Annotated in this window: 24 protein-coding genes; all 24 read left to right on the top strand. The window is 48.4% G+C overall.

Annotated features, from left to right (window positions below):
• The first annotated feature begins 7 nt into the window (after positions 1-7).
• The 24 genes from mazG to folP all read left to right on the top strand — a co-directional run bounded on the left by mazG (position 8) and on the right by folP (position 25,361).
• Complete coding sequence (mazG, locus tag ACDJ59_RS25810) at positions 8-1,501, top strand: nucleoside triphosphate pyrophosphohydrolase (RefSeq protein WP_413406649.1); 1,494 nt, start codon at positions 8-10, stop codon at positions 1,499-1,501.
• 307 nt (positions 1,502-1,808) lie between these two features.
• Complete coding sequence (locus ACDJ59_RS25805; protein WP_017691362.1) at positions 1,809-2,081, top strand: HU family DNA-binding protein; 273 nt, start codon at positions 1,809-1,811, stop codon at positions 2,079-2,081.
• Entirely contained in the window at positions 2,081-2,359 is a 279-nt protein-coding gene (locus tag ACDJ59_RS25800) for an RNA-binding S4 domain-containing protein (protein ID WP_017691361.1), read from the top strand. Before ACDJ59_RS25805 ends, ACDJ59_RS25800 begins: the two co-directional genes overlap by 1 nt.
• Before the next feature lie 173 nt (positions 2,360-2,532).
• Positions 2,533-2,817 carry a sporulation protein YabP gene (gene yabP, locus ACDJ59_RS25795; RefSeq protein WP_036606119.1) on the top strand — a complete coding sequence of 95 codons (285 nt, stop codon included), beginning with the start codon at positions 2,533-2,535 and terminating at the stop codon, positions 2,815-2,817.
• Positions 2,814-3,383: a spore cortex biosynthesis protein YabQ gene (gene yabQ / locus ACDJ59_RS25790; protein WP_413406648.1), complete on the top strand. Its 570-nt coding sequence runs from the start codon at positions 2,814-2,816 to the stop codon at positions 3,381-3,383. Before yabP ends, yabQ begins: the two co-directional genes overlap by 4 nt.
• Before the next feature lie 11 nt (positions 3,384-3,394).
• Complete coding sequence (locus tag ACDJ59_RS25785) at positions 3,395-3,730, top strand: FtsB family cell division protein (RefSeq protein ID WP_017691358.1); 336 nt, start codon at positions 3,395-3,397, stop codon at positions 3,728-3,730.
• Between the two features lie 198 nt (positions 3,731-3,928).
• The gene (locus ACDJ59_RS25780; protein WP_237178574.1) at positions 3,929-4,462 is read left to right on the top strand and encodes a S1 domain-containing RNA-binding protein; all 534 of its coding nucleotides are present in this window, start codon (positions 3,929-3,931) and stop codon (positions 4,460-4,462) included.
• 472 nt (positions 4,463-4,934) lie between these two features.
• A complete protein-coding gene (gene spoIIE / locus ACDJ59_RS25775; protein ID WP_413406647.1) occupies positions 4,935-7,442 on the top strand; it encodes a stage II sporulation protein E in 2,508 nt (835 codons plus the stop codon).
• An 85-nt stretch (positions 7,443-7,527) separates the two neighbouring features.
• Complete coding sequence (locus ACDJ59_RS25770) at positions 7,528-8,280, top strand: VWA domain-containing protein (RefSeq protein ID WP_413406646.1); 753 nt, start codon at positions 7,528-7,530, stop codon at positions 8,278-8,280.
• Positions 8,264-9,211 carry a serine/threonine protein kinase gene (locus tag ACDJ59_RS25765; RefSeq protein WP_036668459.1) on the top strand — a complete coding sequence of 316 codons (948 nt, stop codon included), beginning with the start codon at positions 8,264-8,266 and terminating at the stop codon, positions 9,209-9,211. Before ACDJ59_RS25770 ends, ACDJ59_RS25765 begins: the two co-directional genes overlap by 17 nt.
• 44 nt (positions 9,212-9,255) lie before the next feature.
• On the top strand, positions 9,256-10,695 hold the full coding sequence (tilS, locus tag ACDJ59_RS25760; protein ID WP_413406645.1) for a tRNA lysidine(34) synthetase TilS: 1,440 nt from the start codon (positions 9,256-9,258) through the stop codon (positions 10,693-10,695).
• A gap of 52 nt (positions 10,696-10,747) precedes the next feature.
• Positions 10,748-11,287, top strand: a complete 540-nt coding sequence (hpt, locus tag ACDJ59_RS25755; protein ID WP_017691352.1) for a hypoxanthine phosphoribosyltransferase — start codon at positions 10,748-10,750, stop codon at positions 11,285-11,287.
• 100 nt (positions 11,288-11,387) lie between these two features.
• Positions 11,388-13,433 (top strand): ATP-dependent zinc metalloprotease FtsH, encoded by a 2,046-nt coding sequence (ftsH, locus tag ACDJ59_RS25750; protein ID WP_100528131.1) that lies wholly within the window; start codon positions 11,388-11,390, stop codon positions 13,431-13,433.
• 299 nt (positions 13,434-13,732) lie between these two features.
• The gene (gene nadA, locus ACDJ59_RS25745; protein WP_017691350.1) at positions 13,733-14,671 is read left to right on the top strand and encodes a quinolinate synthase NadA; all 939 of its coding nucleotides are present in this window, start codon (positions 13,733-13,735) and stop codon (positions 14,669-14,671) included.
• 35 nt (positions 14,672-14,706) lie between these two features.
• Positions 14,707-16,338, top strand: a complete 1,632-nt coding sequence (nadB, locus tag ACDJ59_RS25740) for an L-aspartate oxidase (RefSeq protein ID WP_413409917.1) — start codon at positions 14,707-14,709, stop codon at positions 16,336-16,338.
• Entirely contained in the window at positions 16,335-17,201 is an 867-nt protein-coding gene (gene nadC / locus ACDJ59_RS25735) for a carboxylating nicotinate-nucleotide diphosphorylase (RefSeq protein ID WP_413406644.1), read from the top strand. The genes nadB and nadC overlap by 4 nt, the downstream gene beginning before the upstream one ends.
• A gap of 6 nt (positions 17,202-17,207) precedes the next feature.
• Positions 17,208-17,978 (top strand): type III pantothenate kinase, encoded by a 771-nt coding sequence (locus ACDJ59_RS25730; protein ID WP_026081372.1) that lies wholly within the window; start codon positions 17,208-17,210, stop codon positions 17,976-17,978.
• A gap of 103 nt (positions 17,979-18,081) precedes the next feature.
• The gene (gene hslO, locus ACDJ59_RS25725; protein ID WP_413406643.1) at positions 18,082-18,972 is read left to right on the top strand and encodes an Hsp33 family molecular chaperone HslO; all 891 of its coding nucleotides are present in this window, start codon (positions 18,082-18,084) and stop codon (positions 18,970-18,972) included.
• A gap of 23 nt (positions 18,973-18,995) precedes the next feature.
• A complete protein-coding gene (locus ACDJ59_RS25720) occupies positions 18,996-19,946 on the top strand; it encodes a peptidyl-prolyl cis-trans isomerase (protein ID WP_413406642.1) in 951 nt (316 codons plus the stop codon).
• Between the two features lie 345 nt (positions 19,947-20,291).
• On the top strand, positions 20,292-21,230 hold the full coding sequence (gene cysK / locus ACDJ59_RS25715; protein WP_413406641.1) for a cysteine synthase A: 939 nt from the start codon (positions 20,292-20,294) through the stop codon (positions 21,228-21,230).
• Between the two features lie 140 nt (positions 21,231-21,370).
• Entirely contained in the window at positions 21,371-22,984 is a 1,614-nt protein-coding gene (locus tag ACDJ59_RS25710; protein WP_413406640.1) for an anthranilate synthase component I family protein, read from the top strand.
• A 55-nt stretch (positions 22,985-23,039) separates the two neighbouring features.
• Complete coding sequence (gene pabA / locus ACDJ59_RS25705) at positions 23,040-23,615, top strand: aminodeoxychorismate/anthranilate synthase component II (RefSeq protein ID WP_036606106.1); 576 nt, start codon at positions 23,040-23,042, stop codon at positions 23,613-23,615.
• A gap of 1 nt (position 23,616) precedes the next feature.
• Positions 23,617-24,501: an aminotransferase class IV gene (locus ACDJ59_RS25700; RefSeq protein ID WP_413406639.1), complete on the top strand. Its 885-nt coding sequence runs from the start codon at positions 23,617-23,619 to the stop codon at positions 24,499-24,501.
• On the top strand, positions 24,498-25,361 hold the full coding sequence (gene folP, locus ACDJ59_RS25695; protein ID WP_413406638.1) for a dihydropteroate synthase: 864 nt from the start codon (positions 24,498-24,500) through the stop codon (positions 25,359-25,361). The genes ACDJ59_RS25700 and folP overlap by 4 nt, the downstream gene beginning before the upstream one ends.
• Positions 25,362-25,423: the final 62 nt, after the last annotated feature.

Genomic DNA, 25,423 nt, shown 5'->3' with positions numbered 1-25,423 from the left:
TTACGTAATGAGTGCAGCTTTAACCGTAGTGGGTCTTGGATCTGGAGATGCAGACCAACTGACCGTAGGTATTATCAAAAAAATGAAACATGCAGCTACGCTGTATGTACGTACCCTGGATCATCCCGTATTGAATGATCTGAAGCAAGAGGGGCTGGAGATGACATCATTTGATGCAATCTACGAGGCGAAGTCCTCCTTCCCCGAAGTATATGATGAGATCGCAAATCAACTGATAGAAGCCGCTCGCAAGGGTGAGGCTGGAACTGAGATTGTGTATGCCGTTCCGGGTCATCCCATGGTGGCAGAAGCAAGTGTGCGCCTACTCAAAGAGCGTTGTCCGCAGATGGGTATTTCACTGCGTGTGATGGGCGGGGAGAGCTTCCTAGATGAAGCTTTTATACGACTTGGATTCGATCCAATCGAAGGGTTTCAACTTCTGGATGCCAGCAGCCTGAACACAGAACTGGTACAACCACAGCTACATACGTTGATCGGACAAGTCTATGATGTGTTCACTGCTTCGGATGTGAAGCTATGCCTGATGGAGGTTTACCCGGATGATTATCCGGTATTTGTTGGTCACGCGTTGGGTGTACAGGGCCAGGAGGTCATTCACAAGATTCCATTGCACGAACTGGACCGGATCGAAGGGTACGGCAATCTGTCACTGATCTATGTACCGAAGAACACCGATGATGCCCTGCGTCGTCGTTCCTTTGCGCGTTTGCATGAGATCGTTAATATTCTTCGCAGTCCGGGCGGCTGTCCATGGGATCAGGAGCAGACGCATCAATCCATTCGCAAAAACCTGATTGAAGAGACCTATGAGGTCATTGAGACGATCGATGAGGATGACCCCGACCATATGAAAGAAGAGCTGGGTGATTTGCTGCTGCAGATTTTATTGCACTCCCAGATGGAAGAAGAAGTGGGCACATTTAATGTGTATGATGTCATCGAAGGTTTGAATGATAAGCTGATCTTCCGCCATCCACATGTTTTTGGCGATAATCAGGCAGAAGATGCGAATGAAGCTCTTCAGAACTGGGAACAGATGAAGGCAGAGGAGAAGAAGCGCAAAGGCCAGGATCAGCAGAAGGTTTCCGTGCTGGATGGTATACCGCGTGACTTGCCTGCATTGATGAAGGGATACAAGTTGCAGAAGAAAGCAGCCAAAGTAGGCTTTGACTGGGATGATGTTGAAGGCGTGTTTGCCAAGATCGAGGAAGAACTGGCGGAGTTGAAAGAAGCGGTGCAACAAGGGCAGTCTGCGGAAGAACGGAAGCTCGAACTGGGTGATTTATTATTCGCAGCCGCAAACGTTGCAAGATTCATCGATACGGACCCGGAAGAGGCACTCGCTGCGACCAACCGCAAGTTCGTTGGGCGGTTCCAGTATATCGAAGAGCGTCTTCGCGAACAGGGAAGAACACCAGCAGACAGCAATGTAGAAGAGATGGAGCAATACTGGCAGGATGCGAAGAAGGCAGGATTATAACGGGTTCAATTTTCTGGAAAATACCGATAAACCTTATTCCATCATGTTATGCAGTGTGTTATGATATACGAACATGTGTTCATCTGTGTTGACTGGGGTTGGTGTTTAGCTACGGATGGTTTCGGGTACTGGTCTTAGACTGTTCCCTGCGGACCATCGACAAAAAGCTAAAAAAAGTCGCGGACTAAGGCAGGATTTCAGATACCAAGCCAGAATACATGTGTAGTAACCTAACGCGAAACCAGCGGCAATAACCTATTGCTCAGGATCGCAGATACTTTTTTTTCAATTTGGGAGGCTTTTAAAAATGAACAAAACAGATCTGATTAACAACATTTCAACCAAAAGTGGTTTGACTAAAAAAGACGTTGAGTCCGTATTGAACGGCTTTTTGGGAGAAATTACAGATGCACTTGCCAGCGGAGACAAAGTACAATTGATCGGCTTTGGCACTTTTGAGACCCGCAAACGTTCCGGTCGTACCGGACGTAACCCACAAACAGGGAATGAAATCGTGATTCCTGAGTCCACTGTTCCTGCATTCAAAGCAGGCAACAAACTTAAAGAAGCCGTAAAATAATGCGTCTTGATAAATTCCTGAAGGTCTCCCGGCTAATCAAACGCCGCACTGTGGCCAAGGACGTCTCTGAACAGGGACGTGTTCTGGTGAACGGACGTGAAGCTAAGCCCAGCGCCGCTGTCAAAGTGGGCGATGAGCTGACGGTTCAGTTCGGTCAGAAACTGGTCACTGTGAGGGTGGAACGAATTGCCGAGAGTACCAAGAAGGATGAGGCGAGCAGCCTCTACACCTTGGTGAAGGAAGAGCCGATCGCCAAGGATAACGGAATGAACTGGTAACAGTACATCTGGTATTAAATATTCATTCAATGCAAGTTGAATCGAAACGTCCTCCTGTAACAGGGAAGGGCGTTTTTGTTTTTTACTGGATGCCGGGTTATTTGTTCAACAACGCTGGTTCTATTCCAACCTCCACACCCATAAGCTAGGTGTAAGAAGGAGGGGTACATGCCATGGTTGAGCACGGTAAGGCCAAACAGCATCATCTGAGCATGCAGAATCGGAAACTGCTAGATCTGACGGGTGTCTCCAACGTGGAGAGCTTCGACAGTGAGGAATTTTTGCTGCAGACTGAACTTGGGCATCTGACCATCCGGGGGCACAATTTACATATCAAAAACCTGAGCCTGGAGGAAGGTCTGTTATCCATTGAAGGCACAGTCAGTTCGCTCCAATATCTGGACCCCGGTTCCCAGTCCAAAAATGGTAAAGGCCTGTTTGGCAAGATGTTCCGATGAGTCCGGATACTCAATGGATCACATTGATGTGGATGCTCACCTCGGGGGTCGTGATGGGAATGGCCTACGACAGTTACCGGGTACTGTCCGGACAGCTGCGGTTTCCGAGATGGAGTATACACACGCTCGATCTGTTGTACTGGGTTGCTTCCGCGCTGTTCGTTTTTCGGATGCTATACGCCGGAAACCACGGACAGTTGCGGTTTTATGTCTTTTTGGGGCTGATTATAGGGGTTTGCTTCTATTTTTGGCTTTTAAGTGTTACAACCCAGCGTTTTGTGGTAATGTTAATTAAACTCGCAAGAACGCTGATTCATTGGTGTGGACATATCCTTAACATCCTGATCGTTATGCCGGCTAAAGGAATTTATAAGTTAATTCGCGTATTATTCGGTTTTGTAATTGCGATACTATTATTCCTGGGCAGGCTGGTGCTACAGTGTTTGGTACCTTTCGGCAAGTTGTTCCGCTGGATGTTTAGGCCGCTCCTGAAACATAGGGTAACGCCACGCTTCATGATCCGTGTGGGTACAAGAATTGCAGCGATGTGGAAACGCTGGTTTTAAGGAGGTCCGTAATGGGTAAAACACCTGTGGGCAGATCAAAGGCTCCAACTAACCAAGGAAAATCTGCCGGTGCAAAAAGGCGCCTCATGCTTTGGATGACGTTTATGATTGTATTTGTAATATGGGCAGGATATACATTCCTTGTGCAGACTGCACAAATTTCGGACAAGAGTTCTCATCTGGCCACTCAGCAAGCTTCAAAGGAAGATACGTTGAAGAAGCTGGAACAGTTGAAGTACGAAGTCAGCCGGTTGAATGACCCTGAATACATAGGACAGCTGGCACGGAAAAAAGGATATTATCTTCCTGAGGAAACGCCGATCCAGGTTGAAGAGTCAGGGAACTGATGGAATTCGGTCTATTACCGAGCTAGGTTTGTTATCCGTGTGTCTGAAGCCGTTAAACCGGAAAAAATAGGCTCTCTGATGGGGTAGTGTTCAGTTGACCTTGGTTTATGGCATAAGGTATAATTACATTAGCGCAGCATTGATTTTGGCATTCAAAAAATCGGGTTGTATATTTTTAAGGGAGGATCATTTTATTCTATGGCAATTGAAGTGGGCACCAAGTTAGAGGGCAAGGTGACAGGAATCACGCATTTTGGAGCATTTGTGGATCTGTCAGGAGGTGTCACGGGTCTCGTTCACATCTCGGAAATCGCCGACAATTACGTCAAAGATGTCAACGACCACCTGAAGCTGAATGACCTCGTTACAGTGAAGGTTATCAACGTTGACAAGGATGGCAAGATCGGACTTTCCATTAAGCAAGCTGTTGACAAACCGGTTGAGCAACAAACCCAATCTAGACCCCCGAGAGCTCCTAGACCGGAACGCAGTGGAGGAGATCGCGAACGATTCAGCGGCGGAGGCCCAAGTGGTGGCCAAGGTCGTGGTGGTGGTGGCGGCGGTGGATTTAACCGTGGTGACCGCGGAGGCCGTTCTTTCAAGCCCGCAGCAGGCAAACCTTCATTTGAGGATAAAATGTCACGCTTCCTGAAAGATAGTGAAGAGCGGATTTCTTCGCTTAAGAAGAACACAGAAGGCAAACGCGGAGGCCGTGGGGCCAAGCGTGTGTAATCTGTCACAACCTGATCTAAACATATAAGTAAAACCGTTAGCCATGGGCTAACGGTTTTTTTGCGTTTCTTTCACAGATAAGTAGTTGAATAGCTTTTTTTGTAAAGCGAAGCTCCATATCCCCAGTTTTTCTGCACGGCAAAAGGAAACCATAAGAACATTTGTCGTCTACCATTTTTTACCGACAGGTTTCCGTGGCATTCCACAGTTATCCTGCTCAAATGATGGCGAGACCAAACCATCTCCGGTTCAAAATCAGACATTCCGATTGTCGGAATCAAGTAGGAGAAGGAATGAAACCACAATAAGGCCGGGGGTTTCACTCCACCGCGCCAAGCTTGTTTCTTTTGTCGTAAACTTTTTGAACGCTGCTCACCTATTCTGACAAACTACGTCTTCTAATCTATCTATAATCAGAACCATCGAGAACGAAACACGAAAATTCAAATTAATCGAATGGGGTGCCTTGAGGATGATGGAAAAGTGGAATGTCATTCAATTTCCGGGAATGAAAGCAGGTAAAGGAGGTACGGAAGCTCGGGAGGAGCTGTCGGTACGTCTGAAACAATGGCTTGGCTCCCGCAAGGCTGTCCAAATGATTGCTTCCCGCAAATGGGTACTGCTGCTTACGTTTATGGGGTTCCTGCTCGGAAAGGCTATGATTCTGAATGAGTTATCTCCCTTTGCCATTGCCTACTTCGCTGTAATTGCATTCATGCGCAGGGATTACATCATTCCAGTAGGCGCCGCTCTACTCGCAGGTAGTCTCTTTGCACCGTTTCCAGTACCACTCATTGTTGCATCGGAGATCGCCATCTTTTATCTGCTCTTCCGTGGACTGGAATCTTATGATCGTGCTGAATTATCTTATGCACCGACGATGGTGTTTACGACTACGTTTATGGTCAAATTATTCGCGGTGGTGATTGGGCCATCCTTCAGCTGGTACGCCATGCTGATGCTCACCATGGATTCCGTATTAAGTTTCGTGCTCACCCTTGTTTTTATACAAGCCATACCGATCTTCACTTACCGCAAAAAAAAGTTCAGCCTAAAGAACGAGGAGATCCTCTGCCTGATCATATTGCTCGCTTCCGTTATGACGGGAGCCGTAGGGTGGACCATTCAGTCTTTATCCGTCGAGCATATGCTCTCCCGTTATCTCATATTAATCTTTGCGCTGGTGGGCGGAGCCCCCCTCGGAGCCTCAGTTGGGGTCATTACTGGCTTGATTCTGAGTCTGGCTGACATGTCAGCGGTGTATCAGATGAGCCTGCTTGCTTTTGCCGGGATGCTGGCGGGTATGCTTCGAGAAGGCAAACGTGCGGCGGTTGCACTGGGCATGCTGCTGGGTTCGTCCATTCTATCCATATATCTGGGAGGACCGGGCGATGTGATGAACTCATTATGGGAGACGTGTGCAGCTATCGTACTATTCATGTTAACACCTAAAAGCCTGATGACGGCGATATCCAAATATGTACCGGGTACGCAGGATCATACGAAATCCCAGCATGAGTATGCCAAACGGATACGGGATATCACGGCAGAACGGGTAACCCGGTTCTCACAGGTATTCCGTCAATTATCACGTAGCTTCGATCAGATGTCGGGTGCAGGGGAGCAGGTACAGAAAGAAGGTGGAATGGACCATTTCATGAATGCGGTTGCCGAGAGCACATGTGCAAGCTGCTTCAAGCGTACACAATGCTGGGATGCGAAGTTTATTCAAACCTACAAATATATGACGGACGTGATGAGTACGATTGAAGGAAACCCGGAGATCTCAGGCAAGCAGATTCCAGTGGATTGGAACAGGGTGTGTGCGAAACCGGAAGAGGTCCTAGAAGTCATGCGTGCCCAGTATGGACTGCATCAACATAACATGCAATGGAAGCGCCAAATTATCGACAGCCGGCAGCTGGTTGCAGAGCAATTGTCTGGTGTATCTCAGGTCATGGAGGACCTGGCCAAAGAAATTCAGCGGGAAAGTGATGAGATGGTACAGCAGGAGGAGCAGATTCGGGACGCACTGGAGTCATTGGGCTTGTCCATTCACTCCATTGAGATCATCAATCTGGAAGCGGGCAATGTAGAGATTGAGATTGTACATGCATATACACGTGGATTCGATGAGTGCCGGAAAATGATTGCTCCGCTGATCTCGGATGTACTGGACGAGCATATTGCCGTCTTGCATGAGACCATGACCGATCCTCGTCAGGGACTGGCAACCGTTACGTTTGGTTCAGCCAAAACCTTCGAGGTTACCACGGGTGTTGCCGCCGCCGCAAAAGGGGGAGATGTGATGTCAGGCGACAGCTTCAGCACGGTTGAGTTAGGCAACGGTACATTTGCGGTGGCGCTCAGTGATGGAATGGGCAATGGAGAACGGGCACGGATGGAGAGCAGCGCGGCGCTGAACATACTGGAACAGTTGCTACAGTCCGGCATGGACGAGAAACTAGCGATCAAATCCGTAAACTCCGTTCTGATGCTGCGCTCCCCTGAAGAGATGTATGCCACAGTGGATATGGCGCTGATCGATGAATATACGGCAGAGACCACGTTTATGAAAATCGGATCGACGCCAAGTTTTATCAAACGAGGCCAGGAGGTTATTCAGGTTTCGGCCAGCAATTTGCCAATCGGTATTATTAAGGATATTGAAGTGGATCTGGTGACGGTACAGCTTCAGCCGGGGGATATCCTCATTATGATGACGGATGGCATCTATGATGCACCGGGGTATGCGGTGAACAAAGAGTTATGGATGAAACGGCTCATTCAAGAGATTGATACAGATGATCCGCAAGATTTGGCCGATTGCCTGCTTGAAAGTGTCATAAGATATCAGCAGCATGAGATATTGGATGATATGACCGTCGTTGTTGGAAAAGTAGAGCATTTCCGCCCTGAATGGGCCACACTGCGTGTGCCTGGCATCAACCGGATGGAGCGTCCACGGACCGTCAGTTAATTGCATATTCTTCTGTTTGAAGTCTCTTCATTCTGGCAATGCTAGTCATAGAGTTGGAGAGTAACGAATAACGGAGGGATATCGGATGAAGCAAATCTTATTGATCACCGACGGTTGTTCCAATGTAGGACCAAGTCCGGTGCTGGCAGCGGCCGAAGCGCTGGAAGAGGGGATTACGGTTAATGTGGTTGGCGTGATTGATTATGGAACCATTGGTGAGTTGGGTAGCCGGGAGATTGAGGATATTGCCAGAGCCGGAGGTGGAATCAGCCAAATTGTAGGTACACGTCAGCTTGCCCATACGATGCAGATGATGACAAGAAAAACGGTGGTTCAGACCATTCAGCAGGCGGTTAATAGAGAGTTAACACAAATTTTGGGAGAGAAGGAGCCCAAAACGGTAACGGATCTGGAGCCTGCACAACGCGCCCGGGTCGTGGAAGTGATGGATGATATGGCTGAAACTACAGCGTTACAGGTTATTTTGCTAATAGACGTCAGTGCCAGCATGAAGCCCAAACTGGCTGCGGTAGAAGAAGGCATCCGCGATTTAATGTTGAGTTTGCAGGCGCGTATAGGTCAAAGCAAGCTTTCCGTATTTCATTTTCCGGGACGACACATCGGGGAAGATGCGGTAATGGATATTGACTGGACAACGGATCCAGGCCGTGTTCGGTCCTTGTTTGGAAGGTTGCAGATGAAGGGTGCAACGCCGACAGGTCCTGCAATTCAGAAGGTGATTGATTTTTACCGTTATGGTACACTGGAGAAACAGCAGGAAATAGAAGGGAACTATCGCATTGAAAGAGAAGGGATGCTCGGTGACAACGTTGTCTGACGCCTCTTTCCCGCCAGGAACAGTGGTTACAGGGAAATGGAATCGCAGTCGTTACACGATTCGGAAGCTACTGGGCAAAGGAGCTAATGGCATCGTTTTTCTTGTCCAACGGGGTGAAAATGGCAAACACTACGCGCTAAAAATGGGATTTGATCCGGTTGATCTGCAATCGGAAGTCAATGTGCTCAAATCTTTTCAACTACAGCGTAATCATGAGGCCCTTCGGCAGAGCGGCATTCCTTCCTATCTTAAAGATGTGGATGATTATGCCGTTCGTGGCCGGGATATTCCCTTTTATGTGATGCGTTACGTTCGAGGTGAGGCTCTTCATCACTTCATTCGGCGTCAGGGGACAGACTGGACACTTCTGGTGGGACTTAGACTCTTGCAGAAGCTGGCACAATTGCATCAGGCGGGATGGGTGTTTGGTGATCTCAAACCTCAGAATGTGTTAGTATCCGACTATGGGCAGGTGGAATTGATCGACTACGGCGGAGTTACGTCGATTGGTCGAAGCGTCAAACAGTTCACCGAATGGTATGATCGGGGCTTCTGGAATGCAGGTAGCCGTACGGCAGATGGTACCTATGATGTATTTGCATTTGCATTATTGTTGATTCATGTACTTGAAGCAGACGCGCTCAAGGCACTGGCGGCCGAAGGATTACCGCAACTGCGAAGTGTGAATCAGCTCGTAGCGCTGGTGGAGCGCAGTGAACGACTGGGTCCTTTTCGCAATTGGACAACTCAGGCATTACGAGGTCAGTTTCGTGATGCAGGTCATGCGGCACAAGGGTGGAAGGAAATGATGGCACGCCCCACGCCTCTCCGCCGTCGTTCCAAAAGTACAACACCGCGCTGGCTTAAGAACGCATTCGCTGTATCTGTGATATTACTTATTGGAGTGCTCATCTATGCACTACTTTTTTGATCTGTGAGAGTGCATATACATAACGCAAGAAATGAGGAACAGGTATGGAGGCTTTACGCTGGAACATGCTGGTGAAGAACGTGCTGGATGCAGCGGAAGAGCATCAGTTATGGGTTCCCGGGGATCGGATTGTCGTCGCAGTATCGGGCGGGCCGGACTCGGTAGCTTTTTTGCATATCATGCACGAGATCAGCAAGCGGCATGTGCCACTTGAATTGATCTGTGCCCACGTGCATCATGGCTTCCGGAGTGAATCTGATGATGAAGCGGAGAAAATGATGGAACTGGCACAGCAGCTTGGTATTACATTTGAATGGACCAAAGCCGATGTACCTTCATATATGGAGCTTACGGGTCAAGGACCACAGGAAGCAGCCCGCAACAAGCGATATGCCTTTTTGCACGAAGTGGCTTCCAAATATAATGCGGCAAGCATCGCTTTGGCACATCATGCCGATGATCAGGCGGAGACGGTCATGCTTCATTTGCTTCGTGGAACCGGCTTGTCGGGACTCTCAGGAATGAAGTTTAAAAGACGAGAAAAAAATGTGGAACTTATTCGTCCATGCCTTCGTATAAACAAGACAGACCTTGTAGAAGCTTGTAATACCCAGGGTTTTATGTATTTCAATGATGAGAGCAACGCCCTGCGTAAATATCGGCGTAATGCCATTCGCTTGGATGTGCTTCCTTTTTTGGGGCAGTATAATGGACAACTCACGCCGTCATTGAATCGGCTTGCCGAAATTGTGGGTGATGAAGACGATTTCATGGAGCAGAGTGCATATGACACATACAGGTGTCTAGTGCAGGTGAACGGCGGAAGGCAAACCTTTGAGGTGCCTTCCTTCTTGAAGTTACATGTCGCTTTACAACGAAGGTTGATTAAACTAATATTGAATTATCTGCCTTTGGACAGTGATTTTGTCGACTTTACCCGTATAGAAACCATTCGGCACAAGGTCATGGAGACCCATGTGACGACCTGGAGCCTGGATATAGGACAGACACTCGCCTGCACTCGGGAGTATAATCTGATTTCTTTTGGCATACGGACGGACGTACAGGATCAATCTTACGAGTATCGTCTTGCGCAATGGAGTGGAACTTATGAGCTTTCACTCACCCCAATTAACCGGTATATTCGGTTGATGACGGTGAGTCCCGAGGACTATCATGTACCGGAATCGGCGGATCAAGCCGCGTTTGATGCGGATCAATTGCTTATGCCGCTGGTTGTGCGTTCACGGTTACCTGGAGATACCATGAAAGTGATGGGATTAAACGGAAGCAAAAAGGTGAAAAATATTTTCATCGATGAGAAAATCCCCCCATATGTCCGTCCACGTATTCCTGTGGTATGTGATGGAGCAGGTCATATCATCTGGTTACCGGGTGTTCGACGGTCCAATGTGGCTCCTGTCAGGGAGGGCACTTCCGCAATCCTGTACATGACTGTAGGCGATTCAGCGATTCAGGGGTAGTGGTTATGGTTCAGGTAAGGCTTTCATAGTATAACTTAGGAGGTTCGCACAGTTGCAGAACGACATTCAGGAAGTATTGATCAGTGAAGAAGAAATTCAGAGTAAAGTCAAGGAATTAGGCGCAACACTAAGTGCCGAATATGCAAATCGCAATCCTTTGGTCATTTGTGTGCTCAAGGGTGCGTTTATATTTATGGCTGATTTGGTTAAAAACATAACGGTACCTGTTGAAATGGATTTTATGGCGGTATCCAGTTACGGCGCTTCTACCAAGTCATCAGGTGTTGTCAAAATCATTAAGGATCTGGATGTATCCGTTGAAGGGCGGGAAGTTCTGATTGTCGAAGATATTATCGACAGCGGACTTACACTCAGCTACCTGATTGAACTGCTAGAAAACCGCGGTGCCGAGTCGGTGCGTGTGGTTACGCTGTTCGACAAGCCTTCAGGCCGTAAAGTTGAGTTGGAAGCTCATTACACAGGCTTTGACATTCCTGACGCGTTCATCGTTGGTTACGGTTTGGATTTTGCGGAGAAGTACCGGAACCTGCCCTATATCGGGATTTTGAAGCCGGAAGTCTATAGTAGCTAATACCCTGCCCGACCCAAGCCTTGAGCTGTTCTTGGCTTCTGTTGAGAAGCCATGTCGGGCTATGTTAAAATAATTAAAGTGTCTCGAGAGGAGGTAGGGGATGAATCGGTTCATCCGGAATTCTGGTTTTTATTTGATTCTTTTTTTAGTTGTGGTGGGGATAGTCCAGTTCGTCAGCAATGGCGGCGAAGCCACCGATAATCCTAGATATGATCAGTTGCGTGCAGCGATCAAAGCCAACAATGTCTCTGAATTGACGGTTCAATTCAACGGTCAAACGTATCTCGTGACCGGTCAATACAAGAAGGCACCTGATGGCGCCAAATCAGAAAATTTCTCAACGTATATTCCTCCTACGGATGAGGCAATTAGTGAGCTTGTAGCTGCAAGTGAAACTAACAATTTCCAATATCATCAGGAGCCAATGAAAGGTGACAGCATCTGGTTGACGTTGCTGACTTCCTTTATTCCTTTGATCATTATGTTCCTGCTGTTCTTCTTCCTGTTTAATCAGGCTCAAGGCGGCGGCGGTAAAGTAATGAACTTTGGTAAAAGCCGTGCTCGTCTCTACAACGAAGAGAAGAAGCGGGTTACATTTGAAGATGTTGCGGGTGCTGACGAAGAGAAACAGGAACTTGTTGAGGTTGTAGACTTCCTCAAGGACCCTCGTAAATTCGCAGCAGTAGGTGCAAGGATTCCTAAGGGCGTATTGCTCGTAGGGCCTCCAGGTACCGGTAAAACATTGCTCGCTCGTGCCGTAGCCGGTGAAGCGGGTGTACCATTCTTCACAATTTCAGGTTCCGACTTCGTGGAAATGTTCGTCGGTGTCGGTGCATCACGTGTACGTGATTTGTTTGAAAATGCGAAGAAAAATGCCCCATGTATCATCTTTATCGATGAGATTGATGCTGTAGGACGTCAGCGTGGTGCTGGTCTCGGTGGTGGTCACGATGAACGTGAACAAACACTCAATCAGTTGCTCGTTGAGATGGACGGATTCGGAGTTAACGAAGGTATTATCATCATAGCCGCAACGAACCGTGCAGATATTTTGGACCCTGCCTTGTTGCGTCCTGGACGTTTTGACCGTCAAATTACGGTTGACCGCCCTGATGTAAGAGGTCGTGAAGCTGTCCTGAAAGTACATTCCCGTAATAAACCACTGACCAACGATGTGAAGATGGATATTATCGCGAAACGTACAACAGGCTTCTCCGGTGCAGATTTGGAGAATCTCTTGAACGAAGCGGCGCTGATCGCAGCACGTCGTAACCGTAAAGATATTTCCATGAAAGAAGTCGACGAAGCGATTGACCGTGTTATTGTCGGTACGGAGAAGAAAAGCCGTGTCATCAGTGATCGCGAGAAACGCATTGTTGCTTATCATGAAGCAGGTCATACCATTGTAGGATACTTCCTGGAACATGCCGATATGGTACATAAAGTGACCATCATTCCGCGCGGACGTGCGGGTGGATATGTAATCATGTTACCTAAAGAAGACCGTATGCTGGTTACCAAAAACGAGTTGCTTGATAAAGTAACCGGCCTTCTCGGAGGTCGTGTAGCTGAAGAATTGTTCATCGGAGAAATTGGTACTGGTGCATACAGTGACTTCCAGCAAGCGACAGGTATTGTTCGCAGCATGGTTATGGAATACGGTATGAGTGAGAAATTGGGACCTATGCAATTCGGAAGTTCACAAGGACAGGTATTCCTTGGTCGGGATATCGGTCATGAACAGAATTACTCGGATTCCATTGCTTACGAGATTGATCAGGAAATGCAACGCTTTATCAATGACTGTTATGAGAAGTGTAAGGACTTGCTTGTTAAACATTCAAAAGAGATGCACCTGATCGCTCAAACTTTGCTTGAGGTTGAGACTTTGGAAATGGATCAGATCAAGCAATTGATCGAAACAGGTTCTTTGACTCCAAAAGCAGAGAATGACAATGATGGTGAAGGCACACCAACTGAAGGCGGAGAGCCAATCATCGACACCATCGGTGATGTGCGTGTTCGTATTCAAGGTAAAGATGAAACGCCTGAGCCACCAGCCGGAGATATTCCAAACGAAGCTCCGAATCTGGAAAAGGGTAATAACAATAACCCGGATGATGGCGGAACTAAGCCAACGTCTTAATGCACAATACATCTGGCTATGATAGCAGGTGAAATCAAGAGAGCCCTAGGGCTCTCTTTTTTTTATCCATTATTTTAAATAAGGATAGATAAAGATAAACGGGAGTTAGATGGCGAACCAGTTAGCAAACAGGGGGTTACAGCGCTGTTCCGGGCCTTTTTCATTTATTGACAGAGTCGTGAACGTTGTGTAAATTAGTTGTTAAACCGCTTGTGATTCGTTTCTCAAGCGAAGATAACGACTTAGGTTAGCCCACGAAACAGCGCATGACGCTGTCCCGATAAAGGAGAGGATCACAGGTGGAAGCTCTGGCTTTAGAGCGCAAGGCTGAGATGAACCGCGAGCTGCGTGAGCGGCTTATGGAGTTGAAGAAGGAACGTAATGCCATTATTCTTGCCCATTATTATCAACGTGACGAAGTACAGGAGGTTGCCGACTTCCGTGGAGATTCGTTTCTGTTAGCCCAGAAGGCAGCACAGACAGATGCGGATGTGATCGTTTTCTGTGGTGTTCATTTTATGGGTGAAAGCGCTAAAATTCTTGCGCCAAATAAAACAGTTATTATCCCGGACGAACGTGCGGGCTGCCCAATGGCAGATATGGTGAATGTGGATGGACTACGCAAATTGAAAGCACAACACCCTAATGCCAAGGTGGTTACGTATATCAATTCCTCGGCTGAGATCAAAGCAGAGACTGACATCTGTTGTACATCGGCGAACGCAGTCCGGGTTATCCAATCGGTGGATTCCGACGAAATTATCTGGGTACCGGATAAAAACCTGGGACATTATGTGCAGCAGCATACAGACAAGAAAATGATTATCTGGGAAGGTTACTGCAACACTCACGATATGCTTACAGTCAAAGATGTGGTGGAGATGAGAGCCAAGCATCCAAATGCAGAGTTTGTTGTCCATCCAGAGTGTCGCCCTGAGGTTGTAGAAATGGGTGATTTTGTAGGCAGCACAACAGCTATTCTGGAGTATTGCAAAAATTCATCAGCGAAGGAATTTATCGTAGGTACCGAAGATGGTACAGGATATCAGCTTCGTCTGGATAGTCCGGATAAACAGTTCCACTTTGCTACCAAGTTCCTCGTATGTCCCAACATGAAGGTGAACAACTTGAAGAAACTGGTGAAATGCCTGGAAACGATGAAGCCGCAAATCTACGTGCCACCGGCCGTTGCCGACAAAGCCAGAGAATCACTAGAGCGCATGTTGTTGGTAAAGTAGGATGCGCTACTCTTGCTCCAAGACAGGTGAATAACATGATACCGCAATATTTAGTTGATTTTGATCTGTCTGCGCTACCCATGGTAGAGACGGATGTACTGGTTATAGGCTCAGGGATTGCTGGTTTGTTCACCGCCATTAAGGCAAGTGAACAACAACGTGTATTAATGATCACGAAGAAGTCATTACTTGAAAGTAACACCAGATATGCGCAGGGAGGCATCGCTGCGGTTATTGCTGAGGATGATTCACCTGCTTACCACTTGCAGGATACACTTGTAGCAGGAGCGGGCTTATGCCGCTCCGAAGCGGTAGAGGTATTGGTGAATGAGGGTCCGGACGGAGTGAAGGAACTGATTCGTTTGGGTACTTTATTTGATCTGGAGAACGGCGAGTTGGCGTTGACGCAGGAAGGTGCGCATAGCCACCGCCGTATTTTGCATGCCAACGGAGATGCAACGGGATATGAGATTGTCCGTGCGCTTGCTGTTGAAGTGAATGAGCATCCCGGGATTGAAGTATGGGATGAGCATTTTGTTGTTGACCTGATTAAAGATCGAGATCGAGGGGAATGCATTGGCGCTCTGGTTCAGAAGGATGACGGATCGCAAGTGTTCGTGAAGGCACAGGCAACTGTTCTTTGCTCTGGTGGGGCAGGACAACTGTACCGATACACGACGAATCCGGATGTAGCTACTGCCGATGGTGTAGCCATGGCCTATCGGGCTGGGGCTATTGTTCGTGACATGGAATTTATCCAATTCCACCCCACCTCTCTTTGTTACCCGGGGGCCCCGCGTTTCCTTGTGTCAGAAGCCGTACGCGGCGAAGGGGCATATTTGCGCAATGTGAAGGGCGAGCGCTTCATGGATCGTTATCATGCCCAGCTTGAACTGGCCCCACGCGATATCGTGGCACGAGCGATTGTTAGTGAGATGGAGTCTACCAACAGTACCTTTGTGTACCTGGACATTACACATGAACAGCCAGAGATGATCAAGCATCGGTTCCCTACCATATATGAGACTTGTATGCGTTATGGATTGGACATGACAACGGACTGGATTCCCGTTGCACCTGCTGCCCATTACATGATGGGTGGAGTGAAAACGGATTTAAGTGGAGAGAGCAGTATCTCCCGATTATTTGCTTGTGGCGAGGTGTCTTCTACAGGAGTGCATGGAGCTAACCGCCTGGCAAGCAACTCTTTATCAGAAGCGATTGTATTTGGGCGGAGAATTGTTGATCGTATTCAATCACTTTCCCCGCTCGGTTCATTACAAGTAAGAGGAACTTCGACTGCATCTGTGAACATGAATAGCAAGATCATGGAAGAGCAAAGGCCGGTATCCGAAAGACGCTTACGACTACAGAAAATGATGGTTCGTCAGGTAGGCTTGCGCCGGAATGGTGAGGACCTGCAGAAGGCCATGGACAAGCTGCAACAGGAATTGCAATTTTTTGATCAGACACTCACTCATAAGGAAGAGCTGGAGTATGCCAACCTTCTGACTTGTGCCTGGTTAGTTACCAGCGGGGCATTACACCGCGAGGAGAGTCGGGGGGCTCACTATCGTGAGGATTTCCCGGCACGTGATGATATCGTGTGGCAGAAGCATAGCCTGCAGCAGCGAGAACAAGCGATTGTGGAGGAATTGATGTCATGATACTGAATGGATATAATGAAGGGCTTATCGAATCAATCAAAAACTGGCTTCGTGAAGATGTTGGTGCAGGTGACGTTACAACAAGTGTGACGATCCCGGCAGGCAACCAATCGAAGGCCATTATACACGCCAAAGACAATGGTGTTATTGCAGGCATGACCGTAGCTGAACTTGTATTTCAAGTCGTTGATCCTGATCTTGTATTTTCACCGAAGGTAACAGACGGAGACCAGGTTACCCATGGCACGATTTTGGCCGAGGTAGAGGGAAGTACACATTCACTGCTTACGGGGGAACGGCTGGCACTTAACTTGCTGCAACGTATGTCCGGAATAGCTACGCGTACGCGTAGCTACGTGGATGTTCTGGATGGTCTTGAGACCAGGCTCGTGGATACACGTAAGACAACGCCGGGCCACCGATTACTTGAGAAATATGCAGTGCGCGTGGGTGGCGGAGCGAATCATCGATTTGGACTGTACGATGCCGTTATGATTAAGGATAACCACATCAAGGGTGCAGGCGGAATCACCGAGGCGGTACAGCGTGCGCGAACGGTTATCCCACATACGATGACGATTGAAGTAGAGACTGAAAATCTGGAGCAGGTGAGAGAAGCCTTGCAAGCCGGGGCAGATATCATTATGCTGGATAACATGCATCCAGAGCGGATGCGTGAAGCAGTTGAACTTATTCGTGAACAGGCTCCTCATGTGAAGGTTGAAGCATCCGGTAATGTGTCTCTTCAGACCATTCGTGGTATTGCAGAGAGTGGTGTGGATGTAATTTCAGTTGGCAGGTTAACCTATTCCTTTGAGAGCCTGGATATTAGTCTGGATTTAAATGAAAAGAAAGAGGGGTGAACCTCTTTGATTTTAGTTGTAGACGTGGGGAACAGCAATATGGTGCTCGGCGTATATCAAGGCCGGGAATTGCTGCACCACTTTCGTCTGAGTACATCACGTCAGTCAACAGTGGATGAATACGGCGTATTGATTTATAATTTATTTCATATGTCCGGCATCAGGGCAAGTGACATCGAAGGTGTCATCATCTCATCTGTGGTTCCGCCACTGGTGAATGTAATCGAAGCGATGTGTGAGAAGTATGTAGGCAAAAAAGCTTTGCTCGTTGGGCCTGGTATCAAAACTGGCTTGAATCTGCGATACGAGAACCCTCGTGAAGTGGGTGCAGATCGTATTGTTAATGCAGTGGCAGCCGTTGAGAAGTATGGCGGCCCTCTCGTCGTGGTCGATTTCGGTACTGCAACGACCTTTGACTGTATTGACGAGAAAGGCCACTATCTGGGGGGAGCTATTGTACCCGGCATCCAGATTGCCACTGAAGCGCTCTATGAGCGGGCATCCAAGTTGCCTCGTATAGAGCTGGAGAAACCTAAAAAGGTCATTGGCCGTAATACTATTCATGCTATGCAAGCGGGTATTATATTTGGCTATGCAGGGCAGGTAGATGGTATTGTAGAACGTATTCGCGAGGAGATGGGAGCGAAGCCCCGAGTTATCGCGACGGGTGGTCTCGCTACACTTATCGCAGAAGAAACCCGTAGTATAGAGGAAGTTGATCCGCTGCTTACGCTTGAAGGGCTGCGTATTATATATGAGCGGAACCGGGAAAGGTGAGCATAGAGACGGCATACAGCGGGCTGAGATTATAGCTTAAGTGTTGTGCCGTTTTTTCTGTGTTACGACTATTATGGCGATACGCCAAAGGAGGCTGAATGACTTGGAAAACAACAACAAGCATGACCGGTTAATTCGTGGTACAGCAATGAATGGAAAGGTAAGAGCCTTTGCTATCCAGACTACGGAACTGGTTGAGGAACTACGCAGAAGACACGATACGTTTCCCACGGCTACAGCTGCCATGGGGCGTACGGTTACAACAGCAGCCATTATGGGTGCAATGCTCAAAGGTGAAGAGAAGTTAACGGTACAAGTCAACGGTGATGGGCCCATTGGACAGATTGTAGCTGATGCCAATGCGAAAGGCGAAGTACGAGGATATGTTTCTAATCCGCATGTACATTTGCCAAGTAATAGTGTGGGTAAACTGGACGTTGCAGGCGCGGTTGGAACGGAAGGTTTCATCAACATAACGAAGGATTTGGGACTGAAAGAGCCATATCGTGGCAGTGTGCCTATTATTTCAGGAGAACTGGGCGAAGACTTCACGTACTACTTTGCTCAATCGGAGCAAACACCTTCTGCTGTAGGCGTTGGTGTGCTCGTTGATACGGATAATTCCGTTATTGTCTCAGGTGGATTCATTATGCAGCTGTTGCCGGGATTGACAGATCCAGAGATCACGGCGATCGAAAACGCCATTAGTACGTTGCCGCCAGTGACGACGTTGCTGGAGCAGGGGCTTGAGTTGGAAGAGTTGCTTCGCCGATTGTTGCCAGATGTACAAGTGATGGAAGGACTGGATATACATTTTAGCTGTGATTGTTCACGTGAGCGGGTAGAGAAGACGCTGATCAGCCTGGGCCAAACGGAGATGGAGCAATTAATTGAAGAAGAGGGCCAGGCTGAAGTGGTCTGCCAATTCTGTAATGAAGCCTATGACTTTAACAAAGAACAACTTGAGACCATCCTAGAGCAAGCCAAGAACTGATCTATGCGGGGACGGGATGCGGAATGACAAGACAGGAAAAAGGGTTGTGGACGGCTGTAATTGTCTTGACGCTGGGCATGCTGGTTATGGGAACGGTGATGGCTATGCATGGTCTCAGACAGGGCAAAGACGAGGCAGATGCATCCCATGATGCTAATACGGAAGAAGGAAGCACCGTAGCGACGATTAACGGAGAAGTTATCACGGACAAAGAGTGGACCGATGCGCTGAAACGACGTTACGGCAGTGAGTTATTACTCCAGATGTTAAACCGTAAAGCAGTATATGCCGAAGCAATTGAACGCAAGCTGATCGTCACTCCCCGAGAGATTGCAAGAGAACTTGCCGCCGCGATGGATGGGTACGATTCAGAGAAATCATATTTTGACGAAATGAAGTCTCAATTGGGCCTGTCAAAACAGGAACTTGAATTGGAAGCCGGCTACAGGCTGCTGCTTGAGAAAATCGCAACGATTAGCATACAGATCAAGGATGCAGATATTGAGCATTACTGGACTGAACACCGTGAGGATTACGTTTCCCCCGAGAAATATGACTTGTCCATCATCGTAGTGAAGGAAGAAGAGGAAGCCGATTCCTTACTGGATGCGTTGGAGAAGGGGGAAGACTTTGAAGAAGCGGCTCGCAAGCAATCGACAGACAGCTTCTCTCGTGATGCTGGTGGGAGGCTGGGATGGATTGAGCGGAATGATCCATTCCAGTCAGAAGAAATCCTTCAACTTGCTGCGGGGCTGGATGTAGGCGATATTGCCGGACCGGTTCGAGTGGAAGAAGGTTATGTTATTATCAGACTTAATGATAAAGAAGAACGCCAGGTGCAGTCGGCCGAAGAGGTCCGTGAGGAGATTCGAATGCAACTGGCTCTGAGTCAGGCTGATCCGTTGCCGCAGGTAGAGCAAATGCTGCGTAACAAGTATGAAGCCGTAATTCTGTCTGAGATTCCTGCCTCCTGAATTCAATGGAGAAGATTGTATAGTACTGCTGCATCTTGATAAAAATACTCTGTCTGCGGTCTTAGGGCCAAAGGCAGAGTATTTTTTTTGAGTACTCATATTGACAATAAGGGTTAACGTTGATAAGATGAAAATAATAAATACCTACTCGTTTACTCGGATATAAAAGATTTATTTATGAACAAAGAAACTTTCGGAAACCTCCGCCCTGTCTAGAAATCTTAGCAGTAAGGGATAGGATCAGCAGGATTTCCGCAGTTCTTCTATAACAGCTAGAGGCTACCGGCCGCACAGTATAGGTTAACAGGACTCAAGTTTCATTCATCCACTAAGGAGGGCATTCATATGGCTAAAGTAGTTAATAACGTAACAGAACTCATCGGAGGTACTCCGCTTGTTCGTCTGAACCGTATCGTACCTGAAGGCAGTGCTGAAGTATTCGTGAAGCTGGAGTACCAGAATCCAGGTTCAAGCGTGAAAGACCGTATCGCAATTAGCATTGTGGAAGAAGCGGAAAAAGAAGGCAAGCTGAAACTGGGTGATACCATTATTGAAGCAACAAGTGGTAACACGGGAATTGGACTCGCGATGGTGGCTGCAGCCAAAGGCTACAAGTCCGTTATTGTAATGCCTGAGACGATGAGCTTGGAGCGTCGTAACTTGCTTCGTGCGTATGGTGCTGAGCTTGTGCTTACACCTGGAGCTGAAGGTATGAATGGTGCTGTTAAAAAAGCCGAAGAACTGCTGAAAGAAAACCCATCCTATTTCATGGCTGAGCAATTTAAAAATAAAGCCAACGTGAAGATCCACCGTGAAACGACTGGCCCTGAGATTGTTGAAGCAATTCAATCTGTAGGCGGTACGTTGGATGCTTTCGTTGCGGGAATTGGTACAGGCGGAACAATTACAGGTACAGGCGAAGTGCTGAAAGAAGCTTTCGCTGGTATTAAAATTGTTGCGGTTGAGCCAGCAGCTTCGCCAATTCTGGCGGGCGGCAAACCAGGACCACATAAGATCCAGGGGATTGGTGCCAACTTTATCCCTGAGATTCTGGATCAGGAAATCTATGATGAGATCATTCACATTGAGAATGATGATGCATTCGAGACGGCTCGTCAGGTAGCAAAGGAAGAGGGCATTCTGTCCGGTATTTCTTCCGGTGCGGCGATCCGTGCAGGTCTTCAGGTTGCGAAACAGTTGGGTGAAGGCAAGCGCGTTGTCGTAATCGTACCAAGTAACGGCGAACGTTACCTCAGCACACCTCTTTACAACTTCGAAGGCTAAGTCTACAAATGACAAAACCAATCCTCCTTGCCCGTATGACGGGTATGGAGGATTTTTGGCGTAATGCTTTTAAAAGGAGCGGCGCTTTAGTATACTATCAGACAATAGAACTAGCGACAGATGGAGGGCGGCACACCGCAATGACACACCTGATGACAACATACGCCGACTGGATGGAGTGGGCTGAACAAGGCTGGACCATGATGCCCTATATCACGAAGTCGGATGAGGGACCGTATCATGGCGGTTTACCGTTATCGTGGGAGGCAGCCTGGCAGCAGGCGTCACCATACGCAATTGTGCTGGAGAATGGCAAAGGCGGGAGATATACATTTCTGGGGTTAGACCCCGTATCCGTAATCTCCGGTAAAGGTCAAGAAGCGGTTATTCATGATGTGACGCAAGGAACCACCTTGACGGACAGCGGCAAGCCGCTTGATGTATTGAAGAGATGGACTGCCCCGTATAGCGCACCCAAGGTTAATGGGGCTCCAGACTTTGGGGGTGGATACGCGGGTTATCTCAGCTACGATGTAGCAAGATCATTGGAGAAGCTTCCAGCTTTGGCTGAGGATAACCCAGCTCTACCGGATTATTGGTGGATGCGCTTTGAAGAAATATGGGCGTATGACCATGAGCAGCAGGCGCTTTTCTGCATGGTTCATCTGGCTATAGAGCCTAACCGGAACGAAACGGATATCCGTAGCCTATATTCAGCGGCAGAAGCACGAGCGACAGCGATGCAGCAAAGATGGCTTCATATTATGGGGGCTGCACAGGCTGAGGAACAACAACAGGCACTGGAACGCCGCAACAAGCAGGTCAATCGTACACCGCAGCCTGAGGATGCGGAAAGGGAATCCGAAGGATGGGAAACCTCCTTTCCCCAGAAGGACTTTGAACAAGCTGTGCGTACGGTACAGGAATATATCAGGCAGGGCGATGTGTTCCAGGTGAATCTGTCCTTGAGACAGGAGAAGCGGCTTCATTCGAGCGCTGAGTATATTTATGAATGGCTGCGCCTTGTGAATCCATCACCGTATATGGGTATGCTGCGTAGTCCAGACTTTCAACTGGTAAGCGGATCTCCCGAGCTTCTGGTCAAAGTGGAGAATGGCAAAGTCAGTGCACGTCCCATTGCAGGGACCCGAAGAAGGGGCCGTGATGCAGCAGAAGATAATGCTATGGCGGATGAACTGCTCAGCAGTGAGAAGGAACGGGCGGAGCATATTATGCTCGTTGATCTGGAACGTAATGATATCGGACGGATTGCGGCCTATGGTTCGGTTCATGTGCCTGAATTGATGAGCATCGAGAAGTATTCCCATGTCATGCATCTCGTTTCCCAGGTGGAGGGCAGGCTGGCAGAAGGGTTATCCGTATTTGATGTGATCGCTGCCACATTTCCGGGTGGAACGATAACCGGAGCGCCGAAAGTTCGCACCATGGAGATTATCGAGGAACTTGAGCCTGTGCGGCGCGGGCCTTATACGGGTTCCATCGGGTGGATGGATTACAGTGGGAATATGGAATTGAACATTGTCATTCGTACGCTTGCCATTAAGGATGGTATTGGTTATGTACAGGCTGGTGCAGGAATTGTCATTGATTCCGATCCATATCGGGAATACAAGGAATGCCGCAACAAGGCAAGAGCCATGATGAGAGCTGTGAATTACAGCGAAGAGGCGGAAGCAAGCAGAGCTATTGAACAAGAACAAGCGGAGCGAACAGAAGCTGTTAAACTAAACTAAAATAAAACGAAGCAACCGTCACTTGCATTGACGGAAGATGAGGAGGAGCAGGCATATGATACTGGTTATCGATAATTATGATTCCTTCACGTACAACCTGGTTCAATATCTGGGTGAACTGGGTGAGACGGTGGAAGTTCGCCGCAACGATGAGATTGATCTGGCAGGCATAGAGGCACTGGCACCTGATCATATTCTGATCTCTCCGGGTCCTTGTACACCAAATGAAGCGGGCATTAGCTTGGCAGTCATCGATCATTTCAAGGGAAGCATTCCGATCTTTGGTGTGTGCCTGGGGCATCAGTCCATTGGACAAGCGTTTGGTGGCAATGTCATTCGTGCGGAGCGCATGATGCACGGCAAAACATCCGAGATGCACCACAATGGGACATCGGTATTTGCCGGATTACCATCCCCATTTACAGCTACCCGTTATCACTCCCTGATTGTCGAGCGCAGCAGCTTGCCTGACTGCCTGGAGATTACAGCGGAGACAGCTGAAGGTGAGATTATGGGTTTGCGTCACAAAGAATATGCGATTGAAGGTGTTCAGTTCCACCCGGAATCCATTATTACAGACCATGGTCATCAGATGCTTCGTAACTTTTTGTCCCAACAAGTGAAGGTATAACATGCAATATGCCGCGATAAGTGGAGAGTTGGTCAATTTGGCGGCGGCCGTGGTTCCTGTAACGGATCACGGCTTTTTGTACGGACTTGGACTGTTTGAGACGTTCCGGACGTATCAAGGTGTTCCATATCTTTTGGAACGGCATCTAGAGCGCATGGCTTCGGGGTGCAAGGAACTTGGCATTCCTTTTACAACGACCGCAGCAGAGGTGACAGATTGGATTCAACGTTTGATGGATGCGAACGGACTTCGGGATGCGTATGTGCGTTATACGGTATCAGCCGGTGAAGCACCACTAGGCTTACCTTCTGGTGATTATTCGAAGCCGAATCATATTTTACTGGCAAAAGCATTACCTGAACCTTCTCCCTCTTTATATGAGAGCGGCAAAATGCTTCAACGGTTGTCTACACCTCGCAACACGCCCGAAGGAGAAATTCGGTTCAAGTCACTACATTACATGAACAGCATTCTGGCGAAACGGGAGCTTAATGGATACGGGCAGCATGTGCAGGGTGCGGAAGGGCTACAATTAACCCGGGATGGTCATATAGCGGAAGGGATCGTCAGCAATGTGTTTTGGGTACGGGAAAATGTTCTCTACACGCCAGCACTCTCAACCGGCATTCTGCCGGGTATCACGAGAGCTGTGGTAATGGAGATTGCCTCGCAGCAAGGAATCCCCTGCATAGAAACGTTAGCTTCCTGGGAGGATCTCCTGCAAGCAGATGAAATATTTCTAACCGGCTCGGTGGCCGAACTGGTTCCGGTTACAACTCTGCGGGATCAGGACGGAGCCGAAACGATAATCAGCAACGGACATATAGGCCCGGTTACAGCAGTCCTTCTGGGTATGTACCGGCAGAAAGCGGGGTATACTTCATGACACTTACACCTGTCATCTATGAACGGAACTATGCATGGGGGCCAGCCGAGTTGAAGCTGGGTAAAAGAACACAGATCATGGGAATTCTTAACGTCACGCCTGACTCGTTCTCGGATGGTGGACATTATACCAGCGTGGAGCGGGCGGTTGCGCATGCCAAACAGATGATGGAGGACGGGGCGGACCTAATTGATATCGGCGGGGAGTCAACCCGTCCAGGTTCAGCGGTCGTGGGCGCCGATGAAGAGCTGAGCCGGATCATTCCGGTTATCGAAGCATTGCATCAGCAAGCCCCACACATTCCGTTATCGGTAGACACGTATAAGGCCGATGTTGCACGTCAGGCTATTCTGGCAGGTGCTCATATTATTAATGATGTGTGGGGTGCCAAGGCAGACTCTGATATGGCTCGTACGGCAGCAGAACTGGGGTGTCCCATCATTTTGATGCATAATCGGCAGGAGAGAAACTATACCGATTATCTGAGTGATGTCGTGAGCGATTTGCAGGAGAGTATACAGATTGCGTTAACAGCCGGCGTGAAAGCAGAGCAAATTATCCTGGACCCGGGCATTGGTTTTGTTAAGGATCTCGGAGAAAATCTGAAGCTCATGTCATCGCTCGGTTTGCTCAATGAAATGGGGTATCCGGTTCTGCTAGCCACCTCACGTAAAAGATTCATCCAGAACACTCTGGATGTCGGGGCGGATGATGCGCTGGAAGGAACGGCTGCGACCGTTGCATTTGGCATTGCCCAAGGCTGCCAGATGGTTCGGGTCCATGATGTGAAGCCGATTCGGCGGACGGCAGACATGTGTGATGCCATGTTGTATGCTTCTCCGGGTATACGGAGGAAATAATGCTGGCGGGTCCCTGGTGACCCGTCCAGTGGAAGCGCAGCGTTTTTCAAAGGCGAAGCTAA

It is taken from the genome of Paenibacillus amylolyticus (assembly GCF_047302515.1).
In the GTDB taxonomy this organism is placed as follows: Bacteria; Bacillota; Bacilli; order Paenibacillales; family Paenibacillaceae; genus Paenibacillus; species Paenibacillus amylolyticus_G.
This window is presented reverse-complemented; position numbering and strand designations above follow the sequence as displayed.

Coding starts and splice junctions, on each gene's coding strand:
- tilS (WP_413406645.1), top strand. CDS start 9,256: ATGGAGGCTTTACGCTGGAACATGCTGGTGAAGAACGTGCTGGATGCA.
- folP (WP_413406638.1), top strand. CDS start 24,498: ATGACACTTACACCTGTCATCTATGAACGGAACTATGCATGGGGGCCA.
- ftsH (WP_100528131.1), top strand. CDS start 11,388: ATGAATCGGTTCATCCGGAATTCTGGTTTTTATTTGATTCTTTTTTTA.
- nadC (WP_413406644.1), top strand. CDS start 16,335: ATGATACTGAATGGATATAATGAAGGGCTTATCGAATCAATCAAAAAC.
- yabP (WP_036606119.1), top strand. CDS start 2,533: ATGGTTGAGCACGGTAAGGCCAAACAGCATCATCTGAGCATGCAGAAT.
- ACDJ59_RS25700 (WP_413406639.1), top strand. CDS start 23,617: ATGCAATATGCCGCGATAAGTGGAGAGTTGGTCAATTTGGCGGCGGCC.
- ACDJ59_RS25720 (WP_413406642.1), top strand. CDS start 18,996: ATGACAAGACAGGAAAAAGGGTTGTGGACGGCTGTAATTGTCTTGACG.
- spoIIE (WP_413406647.1), top strand. CDS start 4,935: ATGATGGAAAAGTGGAATGTCATTCAATTTCCGGGAATGAAAGCAGGT.
- pabA (WP_036606106.1), top strand. CDS start 23,040: ATGATACTGGTTATCGATAATTATGATTCCTTCACGTACAACCTGGTT.
- ACDJ59_RS25800 (WP_017691361.1), top strand. CDS start 2,081: ATGCGTCTTGATAAATTCCTGAAGGTCTCCCGGCTAATCAAACGCCGC.
- cysK (WP_413406641.1), top strand. CDS start 20,292: ATGGCTAAAGTAGTTAATAACGTAACAGAACTCATCGGAGGTACTCCG.
- nadB (WP_413409917.1), top strand. CDS start 14,707: ATGATACCGCAATATTTAGTTGATTTTGATCTGTCTGCGCTACCCATG.
- ACDJ59_RS25805 (WP_017691362.1), top strand. CDS start 1,809: ATGAACAAAACAGATCTGATTAACAACATTTCAACCAAAAGTGGTTTG.
- mazG (WP_413406649.1), top strand. CDS start 8: ATGAGTGCAGCTTTAACCGTAGTGGGTCTTGGATCTGGAGATGCAGAC.
- ACDJ59_RS25770 (WP_413406646.1), top strand. CDS start 7,528: ATGAAGCAAATCTTATTGATCACCGACGGTTGTTCCAATGTAGGACCA.
- ACDJ59_RS25710 (WP_413406640.1), top strand. CDS start 21,371: ATGACACACCTGATGACAACATACGCCGACTGGATGGAGTGGGCTGAA.
- yabQ (WP_413406648.1), top strand. CDS start 2,814: ATGAGTCCGGATACTCAATGGATCACATTGATGTGGATGCTCACCTCG.
- ACDJ59_RS25785 (WP_017691358.1), top strand. CDS start 3,395: ATGGGTAAAACACCTGTGGGCAGATCAAAGGCTCCAACTAACCAAGGA.
- ACDJ59_RS25780 (WP_237178574.1), top strand. CDS start 3,929: ATGGCAATTGAAGTGGGCACCAAGTTAGAGGGCAAGGTGACAGGAATC.